This is a genomic window from Enterobacter sp. HG048 (genome assembly GCF_024702055.1).
GTDB classification, from domain to species: Bacteria; Pseudomonadota; Gammaproteobacteria; order Enterobacterales; family Enterobacteriaceae; genus Enterobacter; species Enterobacter dykesii.
This window is the reverse complement of record NZ_JANLIZ010000022.1, coordinates 1-12,558: the sequence shown is the minus strand read 5'-3', so window position 1 is coordinate 12,558 and position 12,558 is coordinate 1. Positions and strand designations below refer to the sequence as shown.

Here is a 12,558-nt window from a genome sequence, read left to right as displayed (position 1 = left end):
TCAAAACTGGCGTCGCGCCACCAGCCAGGCTCCGACCACCAGCATCACCGCGCCGCATACCGGGCCAATCAGGGCGCGGAGCGGAATGCCGTTGCTCCTCAGCACGTCCATCACCAGCCCGCCGATGAGCTGGCTTGCCACCAGCACGGCGATGGTCGTCGCCGCGCCAACGTTCTGATACCCGCTGATGCTGGCAAACACGAAAAACGACCCCAGCAGCCCCGGGATGAGCGTCCACCAGCGTACCGTTGCGGCCAGCTCGCTAAACCCGGCGACGCCCTGTTTCAGCAGCAGAATGCTGACAAACAGCACAATGCCGACCAGCGAATTCAGCAGCATCGCGATAAGAATGGTGGAAGAGGACTGGGTGATACGCACCATTAAGGTATTTTGCACCACCAGGCCAATTCCCGCCGCCACCAGAAACGCCAGGGTCAGGGATTGATTCATGGGATGGCGTCCGGATCGCTGCGCTCGTCCAGCTGCAGCTGCATAAAGGTTAAGTCCAGCCAGCGGCCAAACTTGGTTCCCACCTGCGGCATCTGCCCCGTGGTGACAAAACCAAGCGTTTCATGGAGATGAATCGAGGCATGGTTTTGCGCTTCAATACCGGCCACCATCACGTGTTTACCGATGGCGCGGGCCTCGTTTATCAGGGCGATCATCAGCGTGCGGCCAATGCCTTTGCCCTGATGGTCCGGGTGGACGTAGACAGAATGCTCAACCGTATGACGGAAACCGTCGAAGGCGCGCCAGTCGCCGAAAGAGGCGTAACCGGTGATAACGCCGTCTTCCTCACTCACCAGAACCGGGTAACCCGCGAGCGTGCGCGCCTCAAACCAGGCGATTCGGTTATCGGTATCGACGGTTTTATCGTTCCAGATCGCGGCAGTATGCAGCACCGCGTGGTTGTAGATTTCGCCTATCGCAGCGCAGTCTTCCTTGCAGGCATGACGAACGATCATGATTAACCCTCTGTGTGTTGTTCACTATAGTATTACGCGGTAGCTACGATATTACACAACTGTACTGCCCGATCGCTACGGCATAAGCCATATTTTTTTGTTATCAAAAGCCCATTGAAATGCCGTTCATACACTATAGTATGACGTCATGAACACCATAACAGACACAATGAATCAACGGATTAGCGCAAGAATTCGCCTTGAACGCGAGTCTCGCGGATGGTCCCTGAGCGAGCTTGCTGACCGGGCAGGGGTCTCGCGCGCGATGATCCACAAGATTGAACGTGGAGACAGCAGCCCGACAGCCACCTTGCTCGCCCGTCTGTCCGGCGCGTTTGGCATCAGCATGTCCACGCTGATTGCCCGGGCCGAAATGCAGGAAGGCAAGCTGCTGCGCCTTGCAAACCAGCCCGTCTGGCGCGACCCTCAGACGCACTACCTCCGCCGCCATGTTTCTCCCCGCACCGATCTGCCCATCGACCTTGTTCAGGTTGAACTGCCTGCGGGCAGCGATGTCCCGATGCCTGCATCTTCTTACGCGCTGGCACGTCAGCTTATCTGGCTTCAGTCCGGCGAGCTGGTGTTTCAGGAGGGCGATACGCGCCACGAGATGCATGCCGGAGACTGTCTCGAGCTGGGGCCGCCAAATGACTGCCGGTTCATCAACGAAACGAATGAACCCTGCATCTATCTGGTTGTACGGCTTAACCAGTCTGGCTCGTAATGCTAATGCGATAACGCTATTCGTGAGCCAGGCTGTAATGACATTTGTACCAGAAGGAGATCCCGATGAATCAACCTGTTTCACAAAATCGCCGCTGGGTACTGGCCTCCCGTCCTCAGGGTGCGCCGGTGGCGAAAAATTTTCGTCTGGAAACGCAGCCTGTTCCCGCCCCTGGTGAGGGGCAGCTTTTGCTGCGTACCGTCTGGCTGTCGCTGGACCCGTACATGCGGGGCCGCATGAGCGATGCGCCATCCTATTCCCCTCCGGTTGAGATTGGCGCGGTGATGGTGGGGGGAACGGTCAGCCGCGTTGAGCAGTCAAATCATCCCGACTTCAACGCCGGGGAGTGGGTGCTGGGCTACAGCGGCTGGCAGGAATATGAGCTCTCGGACGGCAGCGGCCTGGTGAAGCTGGGCGAAAATCCGTCTCATCCTTCCTGGGCGCTGGGTATTCTGGGTATGCCGGGCTTCACCGCCTATATGGGATTGCTGGATATCGGGCAGCCAAAAGCGGGTGAAACGCTGGTGGTCGCCGCGGCAACAGGCCCGGTGGGCGCGACCGTCGGGCAGATCGGCAAAATTAAAGGTTGCCGGGTGGTTGGCGTCGCCGGTGGGGCTGAAAAATGCCGCCATGCCGTTGAGGTCCTCGGGTTTGACCTGTGTCTGGATCACCACGCGGCGGACTTTGCCGAACAGCTGAAACGCGCCTGCCCGAAAGGAATTGATGTCTATTATGAAAACGTCGGCGGGAAGGTATTTGACGCCGTACTGCCGTTACTGAATACCTCCGCGCGCGTGCCGGTGTGCGGCCTGGTGAGCGGCTACAATGCGACGGGCCTGCCAGAAGGGCCGGATCGCCTGCCGCTCCTGATGGCAACCATCCTGAAGAAACGCATTCGTATGCAGGGCTTTATCATCGGCCAGGATTACGGTCACCGCATTAAGGAGTTCCAGGAGGCGATGGGACGCTGGGTGCAGGAGGGCAAAATTCACTATCGCGAACAGATAACGGACGGGCTGGAGAACGCGCCCGAGGCGCTGATTGGCCTGCTCGAAGGGCGTAACTTCGGCAAAGTCGTGATTCGCGTCGCGAGCGACAATAAATAAACAGCACTATGGCGGGGTTTCCCGCCATATTTATTTGTGAAGATACGATATATTGTCTTTAATTAATGGACATGGCATTTCGCGCCCGCATCCCGGATGGGCCCGGAACCAATAAAAAAAACAAATTTTGCTTTTTTGATGTTTTTACGTACTTCCCACCACCAGGCATAACGATACAGGATATATCGGGCCGGCGTCGTTTTATTAAAACTGGCGTTTAAAAATAGCATTAAGTTTTAGCTACAGGAATTTCACATGCTTGATTTGGATCACTTAGAAAAAGCCCAAAGGGTTAGCCTTACCATGCAGGTTGAACACAGTTTGAAAGGGGCGTTAATAACAGGCTCCCTAAAACCAGGAGCACGACTGATTACAAAAGAGATCGCCGATAAATTAGGCACCAGTATTACCCCTGTTCGCGAGGCGCTTTTGCGTCTGGTGTCATCAGGGGCGTTACACGCCACGCCGGCGCAGGCATTTCTGGTTCCGGAGGTCACGCTGGAGCGCTATAACGAGATTAACGCCATCCGCAAGCAGCTTGAGCCGATGGCGGTCGCCGCAGCCTGTCATAATATGTCTGATAGCAAACTGGAGGCGTTGCGCAAATTGTCGGATGCCTTTCATGAGGCCATGCGCAACGGGAACGTTCAGCAGGCACTGCATGCGAATCGCGTCTTCCGGTTCACGCTTTATCAGTATGCGGAAATGCCTACGCTTAATGCATTAATAGAGCAGCTGTGGGTGCGCATCGGGCCCTGTATGAACTATCTGCATCAGGAGCTTAACGACATCAAAGCCTCGACATATCACTATGAAGAACTCCTTTCCGCCCTTGAGCGAAGAGATGTTGTTGCCTGCCAGAAGGCGATTGATAAGGTGATTGATGAAGCGAATTTGCTTTTACAGCGACAATATTTTAACTAAGCGATTATTTAACAGAGCGACTATATATCACCCCTAATTATTTATCTGGTGAATAACTCCTGATGGCTTATTGCCATCAGGAGCGTTATTTCATTAATAAGATAAACTTTTCTTTTCGCTTACTCGAAGCGATAAGAGACCGACAGCCCGACCCCGTAGTTACGGCCTGGTGCAGGCTCGTAATAACGACCGTTAGACTCGTTGACAATAACCGAGCCCGCGTACTCTTTATCGAACAGGTTATCGACGCGGCCAAAGACGTCCATGCCCCAGTTGCCGTAGTTAAACTTATACCCGGTATTTAGCCCGACTACCGTATACGACGGCGCTTTCGCCGTATTTTCGTCGTCGGCCATGATATCGCTCATGTAGCGCACGTCTGAACCCGCGTACCAGCCTTCCTCCGGCTGCCAGCCAAACGAGGCGTAACCCATGTTGCGGGCGATACCAGGCATCCGGTTACCGTTGCAGTCTGTGTCGCTGCAGACGTTAGTCCGGTAGGTGGCATCCAGGTAAGTCCACGCCATCTTCAGCTTCCAGTTCTCGGCAAACTGCTGGTCGAGGGAGACTTCCACCCCCTGACGACGGGTTTTACCGGCATTTTTATAGCTGGTACGCCCGCCAGAGCTGGCATCTACCACGATCTCATCATCCGTATCGGTGCGGAACAGCGCTGCGGTCAGGAGGCCATTGCCGATGCGGGTTTTGCTGCCCACTTCATACGTGTTGTTGGTGGACGGCTGCAGGCCGATGTTCAGGCCGCCCTGGTTATCGGTGCGATAGGACAGCTCGTTGATGGTTGGCGTTTCGAACCCACGCCCTGCGGCAGCGTAGAGGTTCCATGCGTCCGTCACCGCATACTTAACGGAACCGGCCGGGAGCCACTTGTGATAGCTCGCGTCACCGCTGTCGTCACCGTTGCCCGGCGTAACGTAATGGTCGTTGGAATCAAACCACACCGAGCTGTAGCGCACTCCCGCATCCACCGACAGTTTCTGCGTCAGCTGCCAGCTGGTTTGCAGGTAAGGGTCAACGTTCCACATCAGGTTACGTTCGTTTCGACGCTTGTCACCCTTCACGCCGTAATCCGGCACGCCGTTGTTCATCACGAAGTTTTCGTATCCGCGACGATCTTCGCTCATGTTTTCGTAGTTCAGGCCGGTAGTAAAGGTCACCGGCACCAGCAGCTCGCCACGGTGCGTCCAGCGGGTATCGATGCCCTGATAATGACGCTGCATATCAATCACGCCGCCGGAGTGGGAGGGTTTTAGCTGCGGCTGATACGGAATCGACTGATACTGCGTCATTTCACGCTCGCCGGCGTACATCATCACGCTGAGGTCGTCCTGGGTGCTGAGCTGACGATCGTAGCGCAGCCCTGCCTGGGTCTGCTTGATGGTCTTGCGGGTATTGTACTGATCGCCGCGCGGAGACTGACGCGGATTGTTCTGCCATTCCTGATAGCTCAGCCCGCCCGGATCGTTGGCCTTCATGTCCACGCTGTTGAAAATCAGCGTCAGCTTGCTCGCGTCGTCAATGCGCACGCCCAGCTTAGCATTGGCCAGATTCTTCCGCGCGCCGCTGTGGTCGCGGTAGCCTTTGGTGGTGAAACGGGTGGTGGAAACGGTGTAATCCACATCGCCCGCGTGGGTGCCATCACCCATCGCGCCGGTGGCTTTCATGCCGTAGCGCCAGGTACCGTAGCTGCCGTAATAGCTGCTGGCTTCAATGGTCGGCGGCTGCTGCCCGGTCTGGGTGTTGATGTTAATCACGCCGCCGGAGGCGTTGCCGTACAGGGCAGAGAAGGGGCCGCGCAGCACTTCAACGCTCTCCACGCTGGAGAGATCGATGTTGGAGGTCTGGCCCTGTCCGTCCGGCATGGTGGCTGGGATACCGTCGACATACATACGGATACCACGCACGCCAAACGTTGAGCGGGCACCAAACCCGCGCATTGAAAGCTGGAGATCCTGGGCATAGTTCTGGCGGTTCTGGATTTGCAGTCCCGGGACGCTGCCAAGAGATTCAGACAGGTTGATGCGCGGCGCGGCGTGGCGCATGTCATCGCCATTGACGACGCTGACCGCGGCCGGGGTATCCAGCTCCGATACGGTTTGCGGCGTGGCGCTGACGATCATGGTCTGTTCCTCCGCGCTCAACGCGGTGAGCGGCGCAAGAATAACGGGAACCAGCAGCAGCGGGAGAGAGGCCTTACGGGCAGAAATGATTTTCATGAATAAAACCGGTTGTGGTGTATAAACGAACCAAATGGAACATGTCCATACATGTTAAAGGTTTTGTAAATGTTTTGAAAACTATAACCGCACATTGCGTTAATGAAAGGCGAAGCGTGAAAGAAAAACTCCACATTCAGTTCATTAATGATTACTATTCTCATTATCAAAAGGCAATGCCATGACGTTGTCTGCCGGAAGTGATGTCAGCGGAACCCCCTCTTTTCAGAAAAGGAATTGTTATGTCTTTACGTCATCTGTGCTCGCCGCGTCTGAGCCTGTCACTGCTGTCTGCCACTTTACTGCTTGCCGGGACGTTCCAGGCGCATGCCGCCGAAGAGGTGCTGCGAAAAGCGGTGGGCAAAGGGGCGTATGAAATGGCGGTCAGCCAGCAGGAGAATGCGCTGTGGGTGGCGACCTCGCAAAGCCGCAAAACCGATAAGGGCGGGGTTGTCTATCGCCTTGATCCGGTCACCCTGGACGTGACGCAGGCGATCCATAGCGATCTCAAGCCCTTTGGTGCCACCTTTGACAATGCGACCCAAACGTTGTGGTTCGGTAATACCATCAACGGTGCGGTGACGGCCATTGATGCGAAAACGGGCGACGTGAAAGGGCGTCTGGTGCTGGACGGGCGTCAACGCAGCGAAACCGTCAAACCGCTGCAGCCGCGCCAGCTGGTGGCGGATGACGCGAGCAACACGATTTACATCACCGGTGTCGGCAAAGAGAGCGTGATTTGGGTGGTGGATGGCGCCACGCTGAAGCTGAAAGAGACCATTGCCAATACCGGTACGTACAGCACCGGCCTGGCGCTGGATGCGCAGGCGAAACGTCTGTACACCACGAATGCGGACGGTGAGCTGGTGACGATTGATACGGCCACCAACAAAATCCTGAGCCGCAAAAAGGTGCAGGATGACGGTAAAGAGCATTTCTACCTGAACCTCAGCCTCGATACCGCCGGCCAGCGCGCTTTCCTGACCGATTCAAAACAGCCGGAAGTGCTGGTGGTGAGCCTGAAAGACGGCAGTGTGATCGAGAAAATCGCCGCGCCGGAATCACTGGCGGTCCTGTTTAACCCTGCCCGCAATGAAGCCTATGTGACGCACCGTGAAGCCGGTAAGGTGAGCGTAATTGACGCGAAAACGTATAAAGTCACAAAAACCTTCGACACGCCGGTCTACCCGAACAGCCTGGCGCTCTCCGCGGATGGCAAAACCCTGTACGTGACGGTGAAACAAAAATCCACCCGTCAGCAGGAAGCCACCCAGCCTGACGACGTGATTCGTATCGCGCTGTAAATAAAAAAAGGGAAGGCATTTGCCTTCCCTTTTTAATGATTACCGGATGCTTAACGCGAGGTTTCTTCCACCAGCGGTGCGTCGTGTTTTTCATCGTCGTGATGAACCGGCGCGGTGCTGTGAATTTCGTGAACGCGCTTACGCACGCCGAACCAGCCGGCAATCAGCAGTACCGCCAGCAGCGGAATGGTCGCGATGGTGTAGGTACCGTTCGGGTAGTCAAACGCCATCAGCACCAGCACGCTGAACAGGAACAGCAGGGTGAGCCAGGAGGTCACCGGTGCGCCCGGCATCTTGAAGCTCACATCAGCCGCTTTGCCTTCTTTGATCGCTTTGCGCAGACGCATCTGGCAGACCACAATAAAGGCCCAGGAGGCGATAATCCCCAGTGCAGCGACGTTCAGAACGATCTCAAATACGCGGGACGGCACCAGATAGTTCAGGAACACGCCAAAAACGTAAACCACCAGCGTTGCCAGAATCCCCGCATAGGGAACCTGCTGCTTGCTCATCTTCGACATGAACTTCGGCGCAGAACCGCCCATCGACATGGAGCGCAGGATACGACCGGTAGAGTAAAGACCGGAGTTCAGGCTGGAGAGCGCCGCCGTCAGGACCACGATGTTCATGATGCTGCCAACGTAAGGCACGCCCAGCTTAGAGAAGAAGGTCACAAACGGACTCTGACCTGCCTGATAGGCAGTCCACGGGAGCAGCAGAACCAGCAGCACTACGGAACCGACGTAGAACAGACCGATACGCCAGATCACGCTGTTAATGGCTTTTGGCACCATGGTCTGCGGATCTTTACATTCACCTGCTGCGGTGCCCACCAGTTCGATAGAGGCGAAGGCGAACACGACGCCCTGAACCAAGACCAGCGCAGGCAGCAGACCGTGCGGGAAGAATCCGCCGTTATCGGTTATCAGATGGAAGCCGGTGGCATTGCCGTCCAGCGGCTTGCCGCTGCCGAGGAAGACGGTACCTACGACCAGGAAAATCACGATGGCCAGCACTTTTACCAGCGCAAACCAGAACTCCATCTCCGCGAACCACTTCACGCCGATCATGTTCATGGTGCCCACAATCGCCAGCGCGCCAAGCGCAAAGACCCACTGCGGAACATCACCAAACGCGCCCCAGTAGTGCATATACAGCGCAACGGCGGTGATATCAACAATACCGGTCATCGCCCAGTTGACGAAGTACATCCAGCCCGCAACGTAGGCCGCTTTTTCACCGAGGAATTCTCGGGCGTAAGAGACGAAGCTTCCGCTGGAAGGGCGATGCAGTACCAGTTCGCCCAGCGCGCGTAGAATGAAGAAAGAGAAGATCCCGCACACCAGATAGACCAGGGCGAGAGCCGGGCCAGCCATTTGCAGACGCGCACCCGCACCTAAAAACAGCCCCGTTCCGATAGCGCCGCCGATGGCGATCATTTGAACCTGACGGTTGCCCATCGCTTTGTGGTAGCCCTCTTCGTGGGAGTTCAACCAGCGACGTTTAGCAGCATGATGATCTGCTGCGCTTTTATTGCTTGTTTTCATTGAGTTACCTGTTTGCCTGTCTGAACCATTATCGTGATAGTCCTGCCTGGCAGAGCGCAATACAAACGATTGCTTCTGCGCAAACACATGTCGCCTTCCCAGTCATTCTGCGTATGGATAAGGCGAAACATGGCGAGGCATCCTACCTGCAATTCATAAGCGACGCAAAATATAACCGTGCCGAAAGTGATGCACGTCGAAGGAAATCGTGTGGTCAGAGCAGACGGCGATCACAACACGCTGAATCGTGATGAGTTTTTAGACAAAACGGTCGGTAGCTTGATTATTTAATCATCAGAATCTCTTAATTATTACCAGGTGGTAAAGATTTTAACTGTTGCAGAGCATAAAAATGGCCCCAGGCTTCAAAACCCCAGCGGCTAACCGCCAAAAACGGCAATCGCCTGCTGCAGGCGCGTGGTGCGCTGCGTCAGGTGATTCGCCGCGTGAGTGACGTTATCCACCATCCCCGTATTGTTCTGAGTCATTGCGCCGATACGGGAGAGGGAGGCGTTGATGAGCGTCAGCGCCTGGGTTTGCTCCTGCGTGGCGTGGCCGATCTCCTTAATCAGGGAGGAGACCTGCAGCACGTTGTTAATCATGACCGTCAACTGCGTTTCGGTCTGTTCCACTTTATCCACGCCAGCGTTGACGCTGCCGACATTTTTCTCAATCAGCACTTTGATCTCTTTCGCCGCCGTCGCGGAGTGCTGCGCAAGGTTGCGCACCTCGGCCGCCACCACGGCAAAACCGCGCCCGGCTTCACCTGCGCGCGCCGCTTCCACGGCAGCATTCAGCGCAAGAATGTTGGTCTGGAAGGCAATACGATCGATGACGCTGATAATATCGACGATCTGGCTGTTATCCTGCGACACGGATTGCATCATACCGATGGTCTCTTTCATCATCGCTTCACCGCGATGGGCGCTGTCGCGGGTGCGATCCGCCATCTCCGTGGCTTCTTTCGCGGTTTCTGCCGTCTGCTTCACCGCGCTGGCGATCTCTTCCACTGCGGACGCGGTCTGCTGCAGGAAGTCTGCGGTCTCTTCTGAACGCGTCTGCAGCGCCGCACCTTCTTTCGCGACCTGCTGGCTGATGGTGCCAATCCCGCTGATTTGCGCCCCGACATCGTCAACCAGCGAATTCAGGTTCAAACCTGATTGATTCACCAGGCGCATCATCAGCCCGATGTCATCGATCCTGTCAAAATGGTAATAGTCCGTTTTACGTCCTGAAACCACGCGCTGCATCTGTTGCACAATAGATTTTACCGGACGGGCGATCTGCGCATGAAGATAATAGGTCAGGGCAATAAACAGCAGCGCCAGACTTCCCGACTGCACAAGTTTATCAGGGAATAAATACACCGCCAGGCAGGAGAGTAACGCCGTCGTCGCAATACTCAGATGGATACGTTTACTGGTGCTGAGACATTTAAAGAGCGACATAAACGAAAATAAACCGCGCCGAACCAGTAACCCTTTATAAAAGCGGTAATGTTTTAATTCGTTATTACGCACTTTTGCATACAGTTTTTCACTGGCCGCAATCTCTTCCCGGGCGGGTATATTTCGCACGGAAATATACCCCGTCAGGGATCCACCCTGCCAGACAGGCGTCACGTTAGCCCGCACCCAGTAGTGGTCGCCATTATGACGACGGTTCTTCACCAGCCCCGTCCAGGTCTCACCTTGCTGCAGGGTATACCACATGTCGCCAAACGCTTCGGCAGGCATGTCGGGATGGCGGATGAGGTTATGCGGCTCACCCAGAAGATGTTCTTCTTTATATCCGCTGGCCTCAATAAAAGCGGAATTAGCATAGGTAATATGGCTTTTGGTATCGGTGGTCGACATTAACGTCGAACCATCGTTAAGTAAATACTCGTTTTGTGTAACGGGGGTGTTACGCCTCATGAGTAACTCCATGATGTTGTGCAAGAATAAAAAATGCCCGGAAAATGCTCCGGCAAGATGAGTTTGATTATTTTTATGTAACGGACTGCTGCATATTCTCTCTGAAATTATGGCTGCCTGAAATACCCATTCTCCATTATTTTTAATCTGTTAATGTTCTCGAATGTAATAAAAATGAAAATATTTTCAGGGGCGTTTTTTTGAGTCGCTGCAAATAAACGACATAACCAAAACTGAAAGAGAGAGATCGTCTCTCAGGAAAAATTGCCATGCTGAAATAGCGTTTCGTTAACAGAATGAAAACGCTATGATTTGGTCAATTTTCGTTAACACAGTGAGGCTGAGGTGAAAATTAACGTCATCGGAACCAGCGGGAGCGGAAAAAGCACGCTGGCGAAGCAGATTGCGACCGAACTGGCTATTCCCTATATCGAGATGGACAGACTCTACTGGCGACCTGACTGGCAGGGTACGCCGGACGATGAGTTTCAGTCAAAGCTGGAGCAGGCGCTACAGGCTTTGCCAGACTGGGTGCTCGACGGTAACTATAACCGCACGCGGCCGGTGAAATGGCGCAATGTCGACGTTGTGGTGTGGGTCGATTATGGCTTTGCCCGCACCCTCTGGCAGGCCGTCACCAGGGCAATCAAACGGGCCTGGCATAAGCGCGAGCTCTGGCCCGGCACCGGGAACAAAGAGAGTTTCCGGCGCGCGTTCTTCAGCAGAGAGTCCATCCTTATCTGGACGATGAAAACCTGGCGTAACAACCGCACGCGTTATGAAGCCGATCTGCAAAACCCGCAGTATGGGCATATTCGCTTCGTCCGTATTACCCGGCGCGGGCAGGTGAAAACGCTGATTGCCGACTTAAAGTCTTATTCTTAGCATGGTTTTATATATCTGATTTCCGGCAAACTAAATGTAAATTAATTGTTTCTCAGCGGTGAAATGCGCCTTTAATAATGTCGACATGTTAAGTCAAACGAGAACGCAACATGTCATGGCGAATCAGCATTCTGGATAAAAGCCCCATCGCTGAAAACGAAACGGCTGCTGATGCGCTGGCGCGTACCCTGGCGCTGGCGCAGCAGGCAGAAAATCTGGGCTATCACCGCTTCTGGATTGCCGAACACCACAACACTCCCCACCTTGCCAGCCCCTCGCCGGAGCTGCTGATTGCCTGGATCCTCGGGCAAACCACGCGCATCCGCGTCGGATCCGGCGGCGTGATGCTCCAGCACTACAGCCCTTATAAAGTTGCCGAGAATTTCAACGTGCTGGCCGCGCTGGCGCCAGGCCGCGTGGATCTCGGCGTCGGAAAAGCCCCTGGCGGGCTGCCGCTCTCAACCCGCGCGCTTCAACAGGGTCTGAATCAACAGGAAAAGGGCGGCTTCGCCGAACAGCTGGCCCAGCTCGACCGCTGGATCCGTCCTGAGCATCAGTCTCATGAAGAGGCCGTTCGCGCCACGCCGCTGCCGCCGTTGCCTGCTGAGGGTTTCCTGCTGGGCGCGAGCATCGATAGCGCGCTGCTGGCCGCCGGGCTCGGCTGGCACTTTGTGTTTGCCGCGCATCTGAACGGTGACCCGGACCTGCTGCGCGAAGTGGTCTCGACCTGGCGTAAGCACAGCGCGCGGGACGTAATTGTGGCGGTACAGGCGATTGTCGCGCCGACGCAGGCCGAGGCGGAAGCCCTGGCGCAAAAGGTCGAAGTGTGGGGCGTTGAGCTGGCAAACGGCCAGCGTGTCACCGTGGCCAGCGAAGAGCAGGCCTACGCTTTTGCGCGTCAGGCGGGCAGCGAGCCGGTGCGCATTGCCCGTCGGGCGCAGTCGCTGCTGGCG

The 12,558-nt window shown here is 55.5% G+C and carries 11 protein-coding genes; 6 read left to right on the top strand and 5 right to left on the bottom strand.

The features are described 5' to 3' along the window. Together NUX24_RS19795 and NUX24_RS19790 are read right to left on the bottom strand one after the other, a co-directional pair. A complete protein-coding gene (locus NUX24_RS19795; RefSeq protein ID WP_032656841.1) occupies positions 1-450 on the bottom strand; it encodes a DMT family transporter in 450 nt (149 codons plus the stop codon). Next, a complete protein-coding gene (locus tag NUX24_RS19790; protein ID WP_033145680.1) occupies positions 447-965 on the bottom strand; it encodes a GNAT family N-acetyltransferase in 519 nt (172 codons plus the stop codon). The genes NUX24_RS19795 and NUX24_RS19790 overlap by 4 nt, the downstream gene beginning before the upstream one ends. A gap of 148 nt (positions 966-1,113) precedes the next feature. Between NUX24_RS19790 and NUX24_RS19785 the strand changes: the two genes are divergently transcribed. The 3 genes from NUX24_RS19785 to NUX24_RS19775 all read left to right on the top strand — a co-directional run bounded on the left by NUX24_RS19785 (position 1,114) and on the right by NUX24_RS19775 (position 3,719). Beyond that, positions 1,114-1,689, top strand: a complete 576-nt coding sequence (locus tag NUX24_RS19785; RefSeq protein ID WP_032643265.1) for a helix-turn-helix domain-containing protein — start codon at positions 1,114-1,116, stop codon at positions 1,687-1,689. A 65-nt stretch (positions 1,690-1,754) separates the two neighbouring features. Then, the gene (locus NUX24_RS19780) at positions 1,755-2,795 is read left to right on the top strand and encodes an NADP-dependent oxidoreductase (protein ID WP_257833607.1); all 1,041 of its coding nucleotides are present in this window, start codon (positions 1,755-1,757) and stop codon (positions 2,793-2,795) included. Between the two features lie 255 nt (positions 2,796-3,050). Next, positions 3,051-3,719: a GntR family transcriptional regulator gene (locus NUX24_RS19775; protein WP_047651054.1), complete on the top strand. Its 669-nt coding sequence runs from the start codon at positions 3,051-3,053 to the stop codon at positions 3,717-3,719. 119 nt (positions 3,720-3,838) lie between these two features. Here the strand turns inward: NUX24_RS19775 and pqqU are convergent, their stop codons facing one another. After that, positions 3,839-5,953: a TonB-dependent receptor PqqU gene (pqqU, locus tag NUX24_RS19770; protein ID WP_257833604.1), complete on the bottom strand. Its 2,115-nt coding sequence runs from the start codon at positions 5,951-5,953 to the stop codon at positions 3,839-3,841. Between the two features lie 242 nt (positions 5,954-6,195). Between pqqU and NUX24_RS19765 the strand changes: the two genes are divergently transcribed. Then, positions 6,196-7,257 (top strand): YncE family protein, encoded by a 1,062-nt coding sequence (locus NUX24_RS19765; RefSeq protein ID WP_257833602.1) that lies wholly within the window; start codon positions 6,196-6,198, stop codon positions 7,255-7,257. 50 nt (positions 7,258-7,307) lie between these two features. Here NUX24_RS19765 and ansP read toward each other — a convergent pair whose 3' ends face one another. Further along, complete coding sequence (ansP, locus tag NUX24_RS19760) at positions 7,308-8,804, bottom strand: L-asparagine permease (RefSeq protein WP_047651051.1); 1,497 nt, start codon at positions 8,802-8,804, stop codon at positions 7,308-7,310. A 380-nt stretch (positions 8,805-9,184) separates the two neighbouring features. After that, positions 9,185-10,720: a methyl-accepting chemotaxis protein gene (locus tag NUX24_RS19755; RefSeq protein ID WP_257833599.1), complete on the bottom strand. Its 1,536-nt coding sequence runs from the start codon at positions 10,718-10,720 to the stop codon at positions 9,185-9,187. Between the two features lie 345 nt (positions 10,721-11,065). Here NUX24_RS19755 and NUX24_RS19750 point away from each other — a divergent pair, with 345 nt between their 5' ends. Further along, positions 11,066-11,605: an AAA family ATPase gene (locus NUX24_RS19750; RefSeq protein ID WP_257833596.1), complete on the top strand. Its 540-nt coding sequence runs from the start codon at positions 11,066-11,068 to the stop codon at positions 11,603-11,605. Between the two features lie 110 nt (positions 11,606-11,715). Further along, on the top strand, positions 11,716-12,558 hold an 843-nt coding region (locus tag NUX24_RS19745; RefSeq protein ID WP_257833594.1), incomplete at its 3' end, for an MsnO8 family LLM class oxidoreductase.

Excerpts from the sequence above, each read along its gene's own strand:
- NUX24_RS19795 (WP_032656841.1), bottom strand. The coding sequence starts at position 450 with ATGAATCAATCCCTGACCCTGGCGTTTCTGGTGGCGGCGGGAATTGGC.
- NUX24_RS19755 (WP_257833599.1), bottom strand. The coding sequence starts at position 10,720 with ATGAGGCGTAACACCCCCGTTACACAAAACGAGTATTTACTTAACGAT.
- NUX24_RS19780 (WP_257833607.1), top strand. The coding sequence starts at position 1,755 with ATGAATCAACCTGTTTCACAAAATCGCCGCTGGGTACTGGCCTCCCGT.
- NUX24_RS19775 (WP_047651054.1), top strand. The coding sequence starts at position 3,051 with ATGCTTGATTTGGATCACTTAGAAAAAGCCCAAAGGGTTAGCCTTACC.
- pqqU (WP_257833604.1), bottom strand. The coding sequence starts at position 5,953 with ATGAAAATCATTTCTGCCCGTAAGGCCTCTCTCCCGCTGCTGCTGGTT.
- NUX24_RS19790 (WP_033145680.1), bottom strand. The coding sequence starts at position 965 with ATGATCGTTCGTCATGCCTGCAAGGAAGACTGCGCTGCGATAGGCGAA.
- NUX24_RS19785 (WP_032643265.1), top strand. The coding sequence starts at position 1,114 with ATGAACACCATAACAGACACAATGAATCAACGGATTAGCGCAAGAATT.
- ansP (WP_047651051.1), bottom strand. The coding sequence starts at position 8,804 with ATGAAAACAAGCAATAAAAGCGCAGCAGATCATCATGCTGCTAAACGT.
- NUX24_RS19765 (WP_257833602.1), top strand. The coding sequence starts at position 6,196 with ATGTCTTTACGTCATCTGTGCTCGCCGCGTCTGAGCCTGTCACTGCTG.